General features: G+C 67.5%; 16 protein-coding genes. 8 read left to right on the top strand and 8 right to left on the bottom strand.

Translation table 11 applies throughout. The features are described 5' to 3' along the window. Positions 1-101: 101 nt before the first annotated feature. From ACXAFN_RS09060 to trxB, 3 genes are all read left to right on the top strand, one after another. On the top strand, positions 102-311 hold the full coding sequence (locus tag ACXAFN_RS09060; RefSeq protein WP_474988106.1) for a zinc ribbon domain-containing protein: 210 nt from the start codon (positions 102-104) through the stop codon (positions 309-311). 161 nt (positions 312-472) lie between these two features. Further along, the gene (locus ACXAFN_RS09055; protein ID WP_474988105.1) at positions 473-1075 is read left to right on the top strand and encodes a peroxiredoxin; all 603 of its coding nucleotides are present in this window, start codon (positions 473-475) and stop codon (positions 1073-1075) included. Positions 1076-1208: 133 nt separating this feature from the next. Further along, positions 1209-2159 carry a thioredoxin-disulfide reductase gene (trxB, locus tag ACXAFN_RS09050; RefSeq protein WP_474988103.1) on the top strand — a complete coding sequence of 317 codons (951 nt, stop codon included), beginning with the start codon at positions 1209-1211 and terminating at the stop codon, positions 2157-2159. A 98-nt stretch (positions 2160-2257) separates the two neighbouring features. On the opposite strand, the gene ACXAFN_RS09045 is transcribed toward trxB, so the two are convergent. Further along, positions 2258-2503: a SlyX family protein gene (locus tag ACXAFN_RS09045; RefSeq protein WP_474988101.1), complete on the bottom strand. Its 246-nt coding sequence runs from the start codon at positions 2501-2503 to the stop codon at positions 2258-2260. Positions 2504-2691: 188 nt separating this feature from the next. On the opposite strand from ACXAFN_RS09045, the gene ACXAFN_RS09040 reads away from it, so the two are divergent. Then, complete coding sequence (locus ACXAFN_RS09040; protein ID WP_474988099.1) at positions 2692-3156, top strand: cold-shock protein; 465 nt, start codon at positions 2692-2694, stop codon at positions 3154-3156. 188 nt (positions 3157-3344) lie between these two features. Here the strand turns inward: ACXAFN_RS09040 and ACXAFN_RS09035 are convergent, their stop codons facing one another. The 7 genes from ACXAFN_RS09035 to map form a co-directional block, all read right to left on the bottom strand. Further along, positions 3345-3731 carry a hypothetical protein gene (locus ACXAFN_RS09035; protein ID WP_474988097.1) on the bottom strand — a complete coding sequence of 129 codons (387 nt, stop codon included), beginning with the start codon at positions 3729-3731 and terminating at the stop codon, positions 3345-3347. A 7-nt stretch (positions 3732-3738) separates the two neighbouring features. Further along, positions 3739-4914: a succinyl-diaminopimelate desuccinylase gene (dapE, locus tag ACXAFN_RS09030; RefSeq protein ID WP_474988095.1), complete on the bottom strand. Its 1176-nt coding sequence runs from the start codon at positions 4912-4914 to the stop codon at positions 3739-3741. Positions 4915-4965: 51 nt separating this feature from the next. Then, positions 4966-5991, bottom strand: coding sequence for a 2,3,4,5-tetrahydropyridine-2,6-dicarboxylate N-succinyltransferase (dapD, locus tag ACXAFN_RS09025; protein WP_474988094.1), 1026 nt, complete (start codon positions 5989-5991; stop codon positions 4966-4968). 42 nt (positions 5992-6033) lie between these two features. After that, positions 6034-6372 (bottom strand): arsenate reductase, encoded by a 339-nt coding sequence (locus ACXAFN_RS09020; RefSeq protein ID WP_474988092.1) that lies wholly within the window; start codon positions 6370-6372, stop codon positions 6034-6036. Positions 6373-6389: 17 nt separating this feature from the next. Further along, positions 6390-7589 carry a succinyldiaminopimelate transaminase gene (gene dapC, locus ACXAFN_RS09015; protein WP_474988091.1) on the bottom strand — a complete coding sequence of 400 codons (1200 nt, stop codon included), beginning with the start codon at positions 7587-7589 and terminating at the stop codon, positions 6390-6392. 239 nt (positions 7590-7828) lie between these two features. After that, positions 7829-10507 carry a [protein-PII] uridylyltransferase gene (locus ACXAFN_RS09010; protein WP_474988089.1) on the bottom strand — a complete coding sequence of 893 codons (2679 nt, stop codon included), beginning with the start codon at positions 10505-10507 and terminating at the stop codon, positions 7829-7831. A gap of 10 nt (positions 10508-10517) precedes the next feature. Beyond that, positions 10518-11309, bottom strand: coding sequence for a type I methionyl aminopeptidase (gene map, locus ACXAFN_RS09005; RefSeq protein WP_474988087.1), 792 nt, complete (start codon positions 11307-11309; stop codon positions 10518-10520). Between the two features lie 283 nt (positions 11310-11592). On the opposite strand from map, the gene rpsB reads away from it, so the two are divergent. The 4 genes from rpsB to frr all read left to right on the top strand — a co-directional run bounded on the left by rpsB (position 11593) and on the right by frr (position 14779). Beyond that, positions 11593-12333 (top strand): 30S ribosomal protein S2, encoded by a 741-nt coding sequence (rpsB, locus tag ACXAFN_RS09000; RefSeq protein WP_474988086.1) that lies wholly within the window; start codon positions 11593-11595, stop codon positions 12331-12333. A 140-nt stretch (positions 12334-12473) separates the two neighbouring features. Further along, entirely contained in the window at positions 12474-13343 is an 870-nt protein-coding gene (gene tsf, locus ACXAFN_RS08995; protein WP_474988085.1) for a translation elongation factor Ts, read from the top strand. A 109-nt stretch (positions 13344-13452) separates the two neighbouring features. Then, on the top strand, positions 13453-14217 hold the full coding sequence (pyrH, locus tag ACXAFN_RS08990; RefSeq protein ID WP_474988083.1) for a UMP kinase: 765 nt from the start codon (positions 13453-13455) through the stop codon (positions 14215-14217). A gap of 4 nt (positions 14218-14221) precedes the next feature. After that, positions 14222-14779 carry a ribosome recycling factor gene (gene frr, locus ACXAFN_RS08985; RefSeq protein ID WP_474988082.1) on the top strand — a complete coding sequence of 186 codons (558 nt, stop codon included), beginning with the start codon at positions 14222-14224 and terminating at the stop codon, positions 14777-14779. The last annotated feature ends 9 nt before the right edge of the window (positions 14780-14788 follow it).

Raw genomic sequence — 14788 nt, 5'->3', positions numbered from 1 at the left:
AGATGGCCTTTTCAAGCGCTGCGTCGAGGAGGGCCACCGGCCCTTGAAATGCCGACCCCGACCCCCATATACACGCCTGCGATACATGCCTGGGAGGTAATGTGCACGAGGACGCTCTCGATAGCCACGCCGTTCGCTGCCCCTACTGCGATACGGCCTTCGATCTGCAGGTCGACGCCTCCCAGGGCAGCCATGCGACCTGGGAAGACTGCCCGCGCTGCTGTGCGCCGATCCAGCTGCGCATCGAGGTCTCGCCGGTCAGCGGCGAGCTCGAATCCCTGACCCTGGGCCGCGACGACGACGTGCTGTGAGCTCGGGCGTCATGGCTGCGCGGGTCGCCGATGATATTCATAGCCGTTGGCTATCGGCGCCATTGATCTGACCTAATGGCGCCGCGAGCATGCCTGGCCTAGCGTAGGCATTCCGCTTTCACTCACCCCCGAGTGTCATTCACGACTGCAAGGAGTTTTGCATGAGCGTACTGGTTGGACGTCAAGCCCCCGAATTCGAAGCCGCGGCCGTGCTCGGCAATGGCGACATCGTCGAGAACTTCAAGCTGTCCGACAGCAACGGCAAGCTGCGCGTGCTGTTCTTCTGGCCGCTGGACTTCACCTTCGTGTGCCCGTCCGAGATCATCGCCCACGACAACCGCCTGGCCCAGTTCAAGGAGCTCGGCGTCGAGGTGATCGGCGTGTCCATCGATTCCCAGTTCACCCACCACGCCTGGCGCCTGACCGCGCCGGAGAAGGGCGGCATCGGTGAGGTCGGCTTCCCGATCGTGGCCGACGTCAAGCACGAGATCACCCAGGCCTACGGCATCGAGCATCCGGACGCCGGCGTCGCCATGCGCGGCTCCTTCCTGATCGACGAGGACGGTGTCGTCCAGCACCAGGTGGTCAACAACCTGCCGCTGGGCCGCAACGTCGACGAGATGCTGCGCATGGTCAAGGCCCTGCAGTTCCACCAGAAGAACGGCGAAGTCTGCCCGGCCGGCTGGGACGAAGGCCAGGAAGGCATGAAGGACACCGCCGAAGGTGTCGCGAGCTACCTGGGTAGCCACGCCGGCGCCCTCTAAGCCCGCGTGAGGTACTCTGGGGCGGCCTGCGGGCCGCCCCTTGCGTCCCCGACAGCGGCCTTGGCGATGCCGGCGGTTCGCCGCCATCGCCAAGCCCGTTGCTCCACCCCTTCGAGAATAGCGAGGTTCCCCCATGAGCGAAGCGCGCCACGAACGCCTGATCATCCTCGGGTCCGGCCCGGCCGGCTATACCGCCGCCGTCTACGCGGCCCGCGCCAACCTGAAGCCGCTGCTGATCACCGGCGTGCAGGCCGGCGGCCAGCTGACCACCACCACCGACGTGGACAACTGGCCGGGGGACGATACCGGCGTGCAGGGCCCCGAGCTGATGGAGCGCATGAAGCGCCACGCCGAGCGCTTCGACACCGAGGTGCTGTTCGACCATATCCATGAGGTCGAGCTGCGCGGCAAGCCCTATACCCTCAAGGGCGACAACGGTACCTACACCTGCGATGCGCTGATCATCGCCACCGGTGCCAGCGCCCGCTATCTGGGCCTGGAATCCGAACAGAAGTTCATGGGGCAGGGCGTGTCCGCCTGCGCGACCTGCGATGGCTTCTTCTACCGCAACCAGGAGGTCGTGGTGGTCGGCGGCGGCAACACCGCCGTGGAGGAAGCGCTGTATCTCTCCAACATCGCCTCCAAGGTGACCCTGGTGCATCGCCGCGACAGCCTGCGCGCCGAGAAGATCCTCCAGGACAAGTTGTTCGACAAGGCCGAGAACGGCAACGTCGAGCTGCTGTGGAACCACACCCTGGACGAGGTGCTGGGCGACAACACCGGGGTCACCGGGGCGCGGCTCAAGTCCACCGAGGACGGCAGCACCCGCGAGCTCGCGGCACCGGGCGTGTTCATCGCCATCGGCCACAGCCCCAACACCGGCATCTTCGAGGGTCAGCTGGACATGGCCGGCGGCTACATCAAGGTGCAGTCCGGCCTCGAGGGCAATGCCACCGCCACCAGCGTGCCCGGGGTGTTCGCCGCCGGCGACGTCATGGACCACGTCTACCGCCAGGCGGTGACCTCCGCCGGCACCGGCTGCATGGCGGCGCTGGACGCCGAGCGTTATCTGGACGAACTCTAAGCTTCGGGCTTCGGGCTTCGGGCTTCGGGCATAGACTGATAGCTCGTAGCTCGTAGCTCGTAGCTCGTAGCTCGTAGCTCGTAGCTCGTAGCTCGTAGCTAGTAATGCGGCGGCACCTCGTCTTCCGGGCGAGGTGTCGTCGTGTCGGCGTCCTGCAGGGCTCGCTGCTGGTCGCGGAGTTTCTGCTGCATCAGTGCGTTGAGGCGTTCCAGCTGCATCAGGCGTCGCTCCTGGGCGGCCACCGCCTGGTCCAGGGTGTCCAGCCAGTGCTCCTGGTGAGCCACCCGGCTCTCCAGGGCTTCGAGCCGCGCGTTGTGGTCCGAGGGCGCGTCTTCGTCGTGCATGATAGACTCCTTATGCCGTGTCAATGCTCGCCATGGCGCGGCTCGCCCTGGCCGTGATCGTGAAGGGTCGACGCCTGTCGACCCTTCGCCTCGCGCCGGGTGTCGCCGGGTCGGGGGCGGCCGGTTGGCCGTTCGGTGCCCCGACCCCATTATCACCGTTATCCACGATAAGAGAGCATCCGAGGTTTATGAATCGAAAGGTCATGTTTCGTTGCAGTATCGTCAGTCTGCTGCTGGCCGCGCCGGCGCCGCTGCTGATCGCCCTGTTCGTCCATCTCACCGGCGGCGAGCTGTCCCGCGAGCTGTTCGCCAGCCTCGAGGTCGGCGGCCTGGCGGTGGTCTATGTCGCCGCGGCCCTGGCGGTCCTGTTGCTGTTGCTGGTCGCCACCCTGGCGATCAACGCCCTGACGCCCCAGCTGTCCAATATCGCCGAGGTCGAGGACGACGGCCGAGAGGTCGGCGAGGTCAAGTGGTTCAACGTCAACAAGGGCTATGGCTTCATCACCCGCGACAGCGGCGAGGATGTCTTCGTCCACTTCCGGGCCATCCGCGGTCGCGGTCATCGCACCCTGGCCGAGGGCCAGAAGGTGAAGTATCACGTCTCGCGCAATGATCGGGGATTGCAGGCCGACGACGTCACCGTCATTACGTGAGAGGAAAGCGGCTGCGCTCGGCCATACGGCGTTAAAAATCGACTCAAAGTACTCATTTACTTCAGTAAACTCCGTCTTTTCGTCGTTTTTTGCCTTGTCTGGCCTTCGCTCGCCAGCTTTCTGATAGCTCTGTATCTCAGCACTTAACGACATCGCCCCGCATTCCTGCGGGGCGATGTCGTTTCGGGTCACTGCCCCGAGTCAGGCCAGTCGATGGTGGCCTCGGCGCCGTCCGGCAGCACCTGCAGGAAGCGGTCGGGGTCGTCGCCGGGCTGCCAGCCGCCCAGCGAGCAGCGTACCTCGCAGCCGAGCCGTGTGGCGGCCGCGCGGGCCAGCTCGGCGTCGGTGGGCCACGGCGACTCGGCGCTGTCGAGCCACAGGCTGGCGAAGCCGTCCGCCGCCTTCTCCACCAGCAGCACCGGGATCTCGGCTTGCCCGTGGCGACCCCGGGTGCGCCAGCGGTGCTTGCCGGCCGGCGTCAGCGGTGCGGCGTCGAGTGCCTCGCCGAGCCAGGCGTTCAGGGCCTCGGGTTCGACGCGGGCCAGGTAGATCTCGATGTCGGGATAGCGTTCCATGGCGTCCTCAGGAGCGTGACGTGCCGTCGACGAACAGTCGCGTCAGGATGGCTTCATAGACCCGGCTGAGGTCGTCCAGATCGGCGGCGCGCACCCGTTCGTTGACCTTGTGAATGGTGTCGTTGCGCGGACCGAGTTCGACCACCTGGCTGCCCAGGGTGGCGATGAAGCGGCCGTCGGAGGTGCCGCCGGCGGTGGACAGCTCGGGCCGGCTCCCGATGACGTCTTCGACCCCGGCGACCGCGGCGTCCACCAGTTCGCCCTCGGCGGTCAGGAAGGGCTCGCCGTTGAGGGTCCAGTCGATATGGAAGTCCAGGCCGTGATCCGCGAGGATCGCCTCGGTGCGCTGGCGTAGCGTCTCGTGGGTCAGGGCGGTGGAGTAGCGGAAGTTGAACACCACCTCCACGTCGCCGGGAATGACGTTGGTGGCGCCGGTGCCCGAGCGGATGTTGGAGATCTGGAAGCTGGTCGCCGGGAAGAACTCGCTGCCGCCGTCCCAGTGCTCGCGCACCAGGGCGTCCAGCGCCGGCGCCGCCTGGTGGATGGGGTTGCGCGCCAGGTGCGGGTAGGCCACATGGCCCTGCACGCCCTTGACGTGCAGCACGCCGCCCAGCGAGCCGCGACGGCCGTTCTTGATCACGTCACCGAGCCGTTCGGTGGAGGAGGGCTCGCCGACGATGCAGTAGTCGAGGCGGTCGTGGGCCTCGCGCAGGTGCTCGACCACCGCGCGGGTGCCGTCCACCGCCGGCCCCTCCTCGTCGGAGGTGATCAGGAAGGCCAGGCGCCCCGGATGATCGGGGTGGGCGGCCACGAAGCGTTCCACGGCGGTGATCATGGCGGCCAGGCTGCCCTTCATGTCGGCGGCACCGCGCCCGCACAGCATGCCGTCGTCATCGATGCGCGGCTCGAAAGGCGGATACTCCCAGTGCACGTCCGGGCCGCTGGGCACCACGTCGGTATGGCCGGCGAAGGCCAGCACCGGGCCGTGATGGCCGCGCACCGCCCAGAAGTTCTCGACGTCGCCGAACGGCAGGCGCTCGATGGCGAAGCCCAGGCGTTCCAGGCGTTCGATCATCATGTCCTGGCAGCCCAGGTCGTCGGGGGTCACGGAGGGGCGCCGCATCAGCGCCATGGCGAGTTCGAGGGTCGGGGAGAGCGAGGAGTCGGAGCTGGTCGAGGTCATTCAGGGTTCCGGCGGGCCGGGCCCCGGCGCCCGCGGGCGCCGGGGCGAGGCTCAGTTGTGGGCGTGCAGGGCTTCATTGAGGGCGATGGCGCTCTTGTTGGTCAGGCACTCGATGCGGCCGTTCTGGGAGTTGCGGCGCAGCAGCAGGTCGTCCTGGCCGGCCAGCTCGCGGGCCGCCACGATCTCGGCCTCCTGGCCTTGGTCGTCGAGCACGGCGACCTTGGCGCCGGCGGTGATGTAGAGGCCGGCCTCCACGGTGCAACGGTCGCCCAGCGGAATGCCGATGCCGGCGTTGGCGCCGATCAAACAGCCCTCGCCGACCTTGATCACGATGTTGCCGCCGCCGGACAGGGTGCCCATGGTGGAGCAGCCGCCGCCCAGGTCGGAGCCCTTGCCGACCACCACGCCGGCGGAGATGCGGCCCTCGATCATGCCCGGGCCCTCGGCGCCGGCGTTGAAGTTGACGAAGCCCTCGTGCATCACCGTGGTGCCCTCGCCGAGGTAGGCGCCCAGGCGCACCCGGGCGGTGTCGCCGATGCGCACGCCGGCGGGTACCACGTAGTCGGTCATCTTGGGGAACTTGTCGACGCAGTCCACCGAGAGGGTGCGGCCCTCCAGGCGGGCCTTGAGGCGGCGGGCCGGGAGCTCCTCGATGTCGATCGGGCCCTCGCTGGACCAGGCGATGTTGCGCAGCAGGCCGAACATGCCGGTGAGGTCGACGCCGTGGGGCTTGACCAGGCGGTGCGATAGCAGGTGCAGCTTGAGGTAGACCTCCGGCGCGCTCTGCGGCGGCAGATCCTCGGCGATGAAGGTCGCCACCAGCGGGCGCTGGCTGGCCGCCAGGGCCTCGGCGAGCTCGGCCTGGTCGGCGTGGCCGGCGGCCTTGAGCGCCGCGGCGAGCTCGGCGCACTGCTCCGGCAGGAAGCTGACGGCGGCGTTGCCGGCGGGGGCGTCGAGCGTCTTGGCGGCGGCCTCGACCAGGGCGGCGTCCGGATTCAGCAGCGGGGCCGGATAGTAGATCTCCAGCCAGTCGCCCTGGGTGTTCTGGGAGCCGATTCCGAGTGCAAAGCTGAGCATGGGGTGTCCTCGCGTCGTCGTAGGGGGCGGGTCGTGGCCCGTCTATAGGTCGTCGTAATCGCCGTCGCGGAAGCCGACGCGGATGTCGTCGCCGGTATCCAGCAGCGGGCGCTTGAGCAGGGTGGGGTGGGCCAGCATCAGTTCGCGGGCCTTGTTGGCGTCGATCTCCGCCTTGTCCTCGTCGGGCAGCTGTCGCCAGGTGGTGCTGCGCTTGTTGAGCAGGGTCAGCACCGGCACCTGCTCGAGAATGTGCTCAAGCAGGGCGGCGGACAGGCCGTCATCGCGCAGGTCGTGGAACTGGAAGGGTTGTCCCTTGCCGTCCAGGGCCTTGCGTGCCTTGCGGCAGGTGTCGCAGTTCTTGATGCCGAACAGCGTCATCATGGTGTCGATCTCCTGGGTCAGGCGTGGCGTTCGACGTGGCGGTACAGCCGGCGGGCGGCCTCGGCGGTGGCCTCCAGCTCGTCCACCAGCGCCAGGCGGATTCGCCCCGTACCGGGGTTCACGCCGTCGTCTCCCGGCCGGCCCATGTAGCTGCCGGGCAGTACGCTGACGTGCTGCTCGGCGAACAGTGAGCGGGCGAAGGCCTCGTCGTCGCCGCCGGGCACCGCCGGCCACAGGTAGAAACTGGCCTCGGGCGCGGGGAAATCCATCGCCGGGGCGAGGATCTCGGTCACCGTGGCGAACTTCTCGCGATAGGCGTCGCGGTTGTCGCGCACGTGGGCCTCGTCGTTCCAGGCGGCGATCGAGGCGTGCTGCAGGGGCAGCGACATGGCGCAGCCGTGGTAGGTGCGATAGCGGCGGAAGGCCGCGATCAGTTCGGCGTCGCCGGCCACGAAGCCCGAGCGCAGCCCCGGCAGGTTGGAACGCTTGGACAGCGAGTGGAACACCAGGCAGCGTCGATAGTCGTGGCGGCCGAGCTCGGTGCAGGCCTGAAGCAGCCCCGCCGGCGGCGCCGACTCGTCCAGATAGAGCTCGGAGTAGCACTCGTCGGCGGCGACGATGAAGTCGAATTCGTCGGCCAGGGCGATCAGCTTCTTGAGCTCGTCGAGCGGCGTCACCGCGCCGGTGGGGTTGCCCGGCGAGCAGGTGAAGACGATCTGCACGTCGCGCCAGGTCTCGGCGGGCACCGCGTCGAGGTCGGGGCGGAAGCCGTGCTCGGCGCGGCAGTCCAGATACAGCGGCGAGCCCCCGGCCAGCAGGGCGGCGCCCTCGTAGATCTGGTAGAAGGGATTCGGGACCGCGACCCGGGCCGGCCGGGTGCGGTCCAGGGCCGCCTGGACGAAGGCGAAGATTGCCTCCCGGGTGCCGTTGACCGGCAGTACCTGGCGCTCGGCGTCCAGGCCCGCCAGGCTGAAGCGCCGGCGTGCCCAATCGGCGATGGCGCCGCGCAGCTCGGGGATGCCGGCGGTGGCCGGGTAGCGGGCCAGGTCGCCGAGGTGGGCGCTCAGCGCCTCCAGGGCGCCGGAAAAGGGCGCGTGGCGCGGCTCCCCGATGGTCAGCGGGAGATGCGCTAGCCCCTCGGGCGGCGTCACGCCGGCCTTGAGCGCGGCGAGCTTCTCGAAGGGGTAGGGCTGCAGGGCGTCGAGATCGGGGTTCATGGGTGTCCAGTCGAGGCCGTGTCGGCGTCGTTGTGATGCGTCGAGCGCGGGGCAAGACGCCGATTATAGGGAACCCCCGGTGGGGCCTCAAACGCCAGACACTGCGCAGACTGATCCGTCGACAAGTCTTCGAGCGGGGCCGGCCCGCCGGGGCGCCATGAACCCGTCCCTGGGCGCTTCTTTGGCCCTGCTTCGCTCTCGCACCCTGCTCCGCTTGCAGAGCCGGCGCCTGGCGCCGTTCAGCCGCTGACGTCGAGCACCTCGATCAGCCGTTCGCGCAGGCGCTGCTGGCGTTCGGGGTCGAGGATCGGTTCTCCGCTCTTGTCGGTGATGAAGAACACGTCCTCGACCCGCTCGCCGAGGGTGGCGATCTTGGCCGCCGAGAGGGCGATGTCCTGCTCCATGAAGATGCGCCCGACCCGGGCCAGCAGGCCGGGGCGGTCCGGCGCGGTGAGCTCCAGCAGGGTGCGTCCGCCCGCTTCGTCCTGCTCGATGGCGACCTCGGTGGGCACCCGGAAGTGCTTGAGCTGGCGCGGGGTGTGGCGGGTGACGATCTGCGGGTAGTCGTCCGGGTCGTCGAGCTCCTCCACCAGGTGGTGACGGATCTCCTCCAGCCGCGCCGGCTCGCGGATGGCGCGATTGAGGTCGTCGAGGACGATGAAGGTGTTGAGGGTCCAGTCGTTGCCGGAGGTGGCGATGCGGGCATCGTGGATCGACAGCCCGAGCTGCTCCATGGCCGCCGAGGTGGCGGCGAACAGGTCGTCCACCGAGCGGGTATGGATGAACACCTTGGTGCCGCCCTCGGCCATGTCGTCGGTGGGGGCGCTGATCATCACCAGCGGCAGCTCGCTGCCCCGGTGGGCGAGAATGCCCTGGGTCTGCCAGGCGATCTCGCTGGGCGCGTACTGCAGGAAATACTCCTCGCCGAGCGATTCCCACAGGCGGTCGACGCGGGCCATGTCGGCGCCCACCGTGGCCAGCAGCGAGTGCGCCTCGTCGCGGGTCTCGCGGACCGAGTCGTCGCGCTCCAGCGGGTTCTCCAGGCCGCGACGCAGGGCGCGCTTGGTCTCGGCATGGAGCTGGCGCAGCAGCGAGGCGCGCCAGCCGTTCCACAGCGTGGGGTTGGTGGCGGTGATGTCGGCCACGGTCAGCACGTAGAGGTAGTCGAGGCGGGTCTCGTCGCCGACGCTGCGAGCGAAGTCGCTGATCACCTCCGGGTCGCTGATGTCGCGCTTCTGGGCGACCATCGACATCAGCAGGTGGTGTTCCACCAGCCAGGCCACCAGGCGGGTATCGCGGGTCGACAGGCCGTGGAGGTCGCCGAAGGCCTCGACGTCGCGGGCGCCGATCAGCGAGTGGTCGCCGCCGCGGCCCTTGCCGATGTCGTGGAACAGCCCGGCGATCCACAGCAGCTCCAGCTTGGGCAGCTGCTGCACGAGGTTGGCGGCCACCGGATAGGTCTCCCGGGCCTCGGCCTTGCGGAAGCCATGGATGCACTTCAGCAGCCGCAGGGTGTGGGCATCCACGGTGTAGATGTGGAAGAGGTCGTGCTGCATCAGCCCCACGGCCTGGCCGAAGGCCGGCAGGTACTTGCCCAGCACCCCGTAGCGGTTCATGCGCCTGAGCTGGCGGGCGACGTTGCCACTGGAGCGCAGCAGGGCCATGAACAGCCGCTGGTGGCGCGGGTCCTCGCGGTAGCGATCGTCGATCAGGTGGCGGTGGTCGCGGATCAGGCGGATGGTGTCGGCGCGCACGCCCTCGATCTCCGGGTGCTCGGCCATCAGCAGGAACAGCTCGAGCAGCGCCGAGGGCGAGTCGCGGAACACCGCCCGGGAGCGGGCCTGGATATAGCCGCCGGTGATCTCGAAGCGGGCGTTGAGCGGTACCGTCTCCAGGGTCTCGCTGGCGCGCAGGATGGCCTCGTCGAAGTGCTGCAGCAGCATGTCGTTGAGCCCGGCCAGGGCGGTGACGTGGCGGTAGTAGCGCTTCATGAACTGCTCGACGGCCAGGCGCTCGGGGGTGTCCTGGTAGCCGAACCGCTCGGCGATGGTGCGCTGGTGATCGAACAGCAGGCGATCCTCGGCCCGCCCGGTGAGCATGTGCAGCGCATAGCGTACCTGCCACAGGAAGGCCTGGCCCTGGCTGAGGATGCGCAGCTCGGCGTCGTTCATGAAGCCGATGTCGACGATGTCCTCGTAGCGCTGGGTGCCGAAGTGGCGCTTGGCCACCCAGCCGATCATCTGGATGTCGCGCAGCCCGCCCGGCGAGCTCTTGATGTTGGGCTCCAGGTGGTACTCGGAGTTGTTGAAGCGATAGTGGCGGGCGATCTGTTCCTGCCACTTGGCCTCGAAGAAATGCGCCGCCGGCCACAGCCGGTCGGTGGCGATGCGTGCCTGCATGGCCTCGCGCAGTCGCTCGGCGCCGGCCAGGGTGCGCGACTCGAGCAGATTGGTGATCACCGTGACGTCGGCGGCGGCCTCGCGCTCGCAGTCGCCGAGGGAGCGCACGCTGTGGCCGATCTCCAGGCCGATGTCCCACAGGAAGGTGATAAAGGCCGTGAGGGGCTCCCGGAACGGCTCGTCGTCCTCGTGCTCGAGCAGCAGCAGCAGGTCGATGTCCGAGTGGGGGTGCAGCTCGCCGCGGCCGTAGCCGCCCACGGCGAGCAGGGCGATGCCCTCTGGCCAGTCATGCTGCTCCCAGGCGAGTGCCAGCAGCCGGTCCAGGCACCAGGCGCGGCCGTGCACCAGGTCGCGAATGTCGCTGCCGGCATGGAAGCGCTCGTCCAGTCGCGCCTGGATCTCGGCCAGCGCCGCCTTGAAGGGGGCGATCGGCGAGCGGCTGCCGGTCAGCTCGGTGCGGAAGGCCTCGACGTCGAACAGGCTCTCGTCGGGGATGAAGGCATAATGGTGGAGCAGCATGGCGGCCGGCTCAGCGTGACAGGAAGGCGAGGTCTTCGTCGCGGCGCGCGGTGAGCACCTCCACCCCGTCGTCGGTGACCAGCAGGGTGTGCTCCCACTGGGCGCTGAGGCCCTTGTCCTTGGTCACCGCGGTCCAGCCGTCGCGCAGCACCTTGGTGCGATGGTCGCCGACGTTAATCATCGGTTCGATGGTGAAGCACATCCCGGCCTCGAGGGCGATGTCCGCCTCCGGGGCATAGCCGTCGTAGTGCAGCACCTGCGGGTCCTCGTGGAAGCCGGCGCCGATGCCGTGGCCGCAGAAGTCGCGTACCACCGCGTAGCCGCTGGCCTCGGCATGCTGCTGGATGGCGCGGGCCAGCTCGGACAGGCGAACGCCGGGGCGGACCAGGGCGATGCTCCTGTAGAGGCACTCCTGGGTGACGCGGCACAGGCGGCTGCCCTGGATGGTCTCGCCGACGATGAACATGACGCTGGAATCACCGTGATAGCCGTCGGCGGTCTTGACCGTGACGTCCAGGTTCATGATGTCGCCCTTCTTGAGCTTCTTGCCGTCGTCGGGGATGCCGTGACACACCACATGGTTGATCGAGGTGCACACCGACTTGGGAAAGCCGTGGTAGTTGAGCGGCGCGGGGGTGGAACCCAGCTCGTCGACGATGTAATCGTGGCAGCGCCGGTCGATCTCGCCGGTGGTGACGCCGGCCTCGACGTAGGGGGCGATCATCTCCAGCACGCTGGCGGCCTGGCGGCCCGCTTCGCGCATTTTCTCGATCTCGTCGGGCGTCTTGATGGGTACGTTCATGGAATCTCGGTATCAGGGGTGGTGTCGCCGGATCAACGGGGGGAGGAGCGTCGGGCGACTTCATCTCGAAGGTGATCCATGGTATAAAGCTGCGCGCCTTCCTGCAATCGCCGATCCTTGGTGCCGCTCGCGGTCCGTCGATGCCGTTGCCAGGACAGGTGCAATCAACGCAACGCCTTGAAAACACACATGCACCGGCACATGGTCCCGGGTGCCGTCGGCACGATCGACGGTCGGATCCATGGGGTGCATGGAGGCCTAACCCGATTTCCAGGAGTCATCCATGGCACACGTCAATATGCGTGACCTGCTGAAGGCAGGCGCTCACTTCGGTCACCAGACCCGTTACTGGAACCCGAAGATGAGCAAGTTCATCTTCGGTGCGCGTAACAAGATTCACATCATCAACCTCGAGCATACCCTCCCGGCCCTGAACGAGGCCATCGAGGTGGTCGAGAAGATGGCGGCCGCGAACAACAAGATCCTGTTCGTGGGCACCAAGCGCAGCGCCAGCAAGATCGTCAAGGAAGAGGCCAAGCGCGTCGGCCAGTCCTACGTGAACCACCGCTGGCTCGGCGGCATGCTGACCAACTTCAAGACGATCCGTCAGTCCATCAAGCGTCTGCGCGAACTCGAGACCATGCACGAGGATGGTACCTTCGAGAAGCTGACCAAGAAGGAAGTCCTGATGGCGACCCGCGAGCAGGACAAGCTCGAGCGGTCCATCGGTGGTATCAAGGACATGGGCGGCCTGCCGGACGCGCTGTTCGTGATCGACGTCGACCACGAGCGCATCGCCATCAACGAGGCGAACAAGCTGGGCATTCCGGTCATCGGCGTGGTGGATACCAACTCCAACCCGGACGGCATCGACTACGTGATCCCCGGCAACGATGACTCCATCCGCGCCATCCAGATCTACGTCAAGGCCATCGCCGACGCCTGCGCCCGCGCGAAGGAAGGTCGTCCCGACGAGTTCGTCGAGGTCACCGAAGAGAACGAAAGCGACGCCGCCGCCGAGTGATCGTCGGCCCGCCCGGAGGGTCCGCCTGCCGGCGGCCCTCTCCGGGGGCTGGTCCCTCGTGCAACCAGGGCGGGTAATGGACGCGCCGGGCCTAGGCCCGGCCTCTACATTCCAGTTCTAACCATTCAGAGGACACTACCATGGCAGCTATCAGCGCCTCCCAGGTCAAGGAACTGCGCGAGCGTACCGGGCTCGGCATGATGGAGTGCAAGAAGGCGCTCACCGAGGCCGGCGGTGACATCGAGACCGCCATCGAGAACCTGCGCAAGAACTCCGGGCTCAAGGCCGCCAAGAAGGCCGGCCGCACCGCCGCCGAGGGCGCCGTCGTGACTCGCATCGCCGAGGACGGCAGCTACGGCGTGATGGTCGAGATCAACTCCGAGACCGACTTCGTCGCCCGCGACGACAACTTCAAGGCCTTCGCCGACCAGGTCGCCGACGCCTTCTTCGCCGCCAAGAGCGAAGACGTCGCCGCCGTCATGGAAGGTGACCTGGAAGCCGCTCGCGAGCAGCTGGTGCAGAAGATCGGCGAGAACATCGGCGTGCGTCGTAGCGTCGTCGTCGAGGCGCCGGAAGGCGCTCGCGTGGGCGAATACGTCCACGGTGGTCGCATCGGCGTGCTGACCGTCATCCAGGGCGGCACCGCCGAGGCCGCCAAGGATGTCGCCATGCACGTGGCCGCCATCAACCCGGCCGTGGCCCTGCCGGAGAACATGCCGCAGGACAAGCTGGACGCCGAGAAGGCGATCATCCTGGCCCAGCCGGACATGGCCGGCAAGCCGGAGCAGATCGCCGAGAAGATGGTCCAGGGCCGCCTGAAGAAGTACCTGGCCGAGAACAGCCTGACCGAGCAGGCCTTCGTCAAGGACCCGAACCAGACCGTCGCCGAGTACGTCAAGGCCGCCGGCGGTGAGGTCCTGGGCTTCACCCGCTTCGAGGTCGGGGAAGGCATCGAGAAGGAAGAGGTCGACTTCGCCAAGGAAGTCATGGAACAGGCCGGCCGCAGCTAAGGCGGTGCCGGTTCCAGTGTGAAGATGGCGTGCGCGCGAGCGCACGCCTTCGCGTATCCGGCCGGTGGATCCGGCCATCCAGATTCCTCGAGTTCCCGGGAGACACGCCATGAGCAGTGCCGAGCACGCCCCTCTCAAGTCCGACAAGCCTCGCGCCGAGGTGTCGAAGTACAAGCGCATCCTGCTCAAGCTCTCCGGCGAGGCCCTGACCGGAGATGCCGAGTTCGGCATCGACCCCAAGGTGCTGGATCGCATGGCGCTGGAGATCGGGCAGCTGGTCGGCATCGGCGTCCAGGTCGGCATCGTGGTCGGCGGCGGCAACCTGTTTCGCGGCGCCGCCCTGCACGAGGCGGGCATGGAGCGGGTCACCGGTGACCACATGGGCATGCTGGCCACGGTGATGAACGCCCTGGCCATGCGCGATGCCCTGGAGCGTTCCAATATCCGCTCGCGGGTCATGTCGGCGATTCCGATGAGCGGCGTGGTCGAGCACTACGATCGCCGGACCGCGATTCGCTACCTGACCTCCGGCGACGTGGTGATCTTCTCCGCCGGTACCGGCAACCCCTTCTTTACCACCGATTCCGCGGCCTGCCTGCGCGGCATCGAGATCGACGCCGATGTGGTGGTCAAGGCCACCAAGGTGGACGGGGTCTACGACAAGGATCCGGTCAAGCACGCCGACGCGGTCAAGTACGAGCAGCTGTCCTATGACGACGCCCTCGACCAGAAGCTCGGGGTGATGGATTTGACCGCCATCTGCCTGGTGCGGGACCATGACATGCCGGTTAGGGTGTTCAACATGAACAAGCCGGGGGCGCTGCTGAACCTGGTGGTAGGCGGCCGGGAAGGCACGCTGATTGACAGAGGGTGACATCGTGATTGACGACATCAAGAAGGACGCAGAGAGTCGCATGAAGAAGAGCCTCGACGCTCTTCATCACAACTTCAACAAGATCCGTACCGGACGGGCGCACTCCAGCATCCTGGATGCGGTGACCGTCGACTATTACGGCGGCCAGGTGCCGATCAACCAGGTGGCCTCGGTCAACGTCGAGGACGCGCGCACCCTGACCGTGGTGCCCTGGGAGCAGCAGATGGTGCCCAAGGTCGAGAAGGCCATCATGACCGCCGAGCTGGGCCTCAACCCGGCCAGCGCCGGCAACGTCATCCGGGTGCCGATGCCGATGCTCACCGAGGAGACCCGCAAGGGCTACATCAAGCAGGCCCGCCAGGAGGCCGAGAACGCTCGGGTGGCGGTGCGTAACGTGCGGCGCGACGCCAACGGCGACATCAAGTCGCTGCTCAAGGACAAGGACATCAGCGAGGACGAGGCGCGTCAGGGTGAAGAGGCCATCCAGAAGCTCACCGACAAGATCGTCGGCGAGATCGACAAGATCCTGGAGTCCAAGGAGCACGACCTGATGCAGGTCTGAGGACGGACC

The sequence above is a fragment of the Halomonas sp. ABH4_019 genome, from assembly GCF_056159885.1.
Note: the sequence above shows the minus strand (reverse complement) of the source record. Positions and strands in the feature narration are given on the sequence as shown.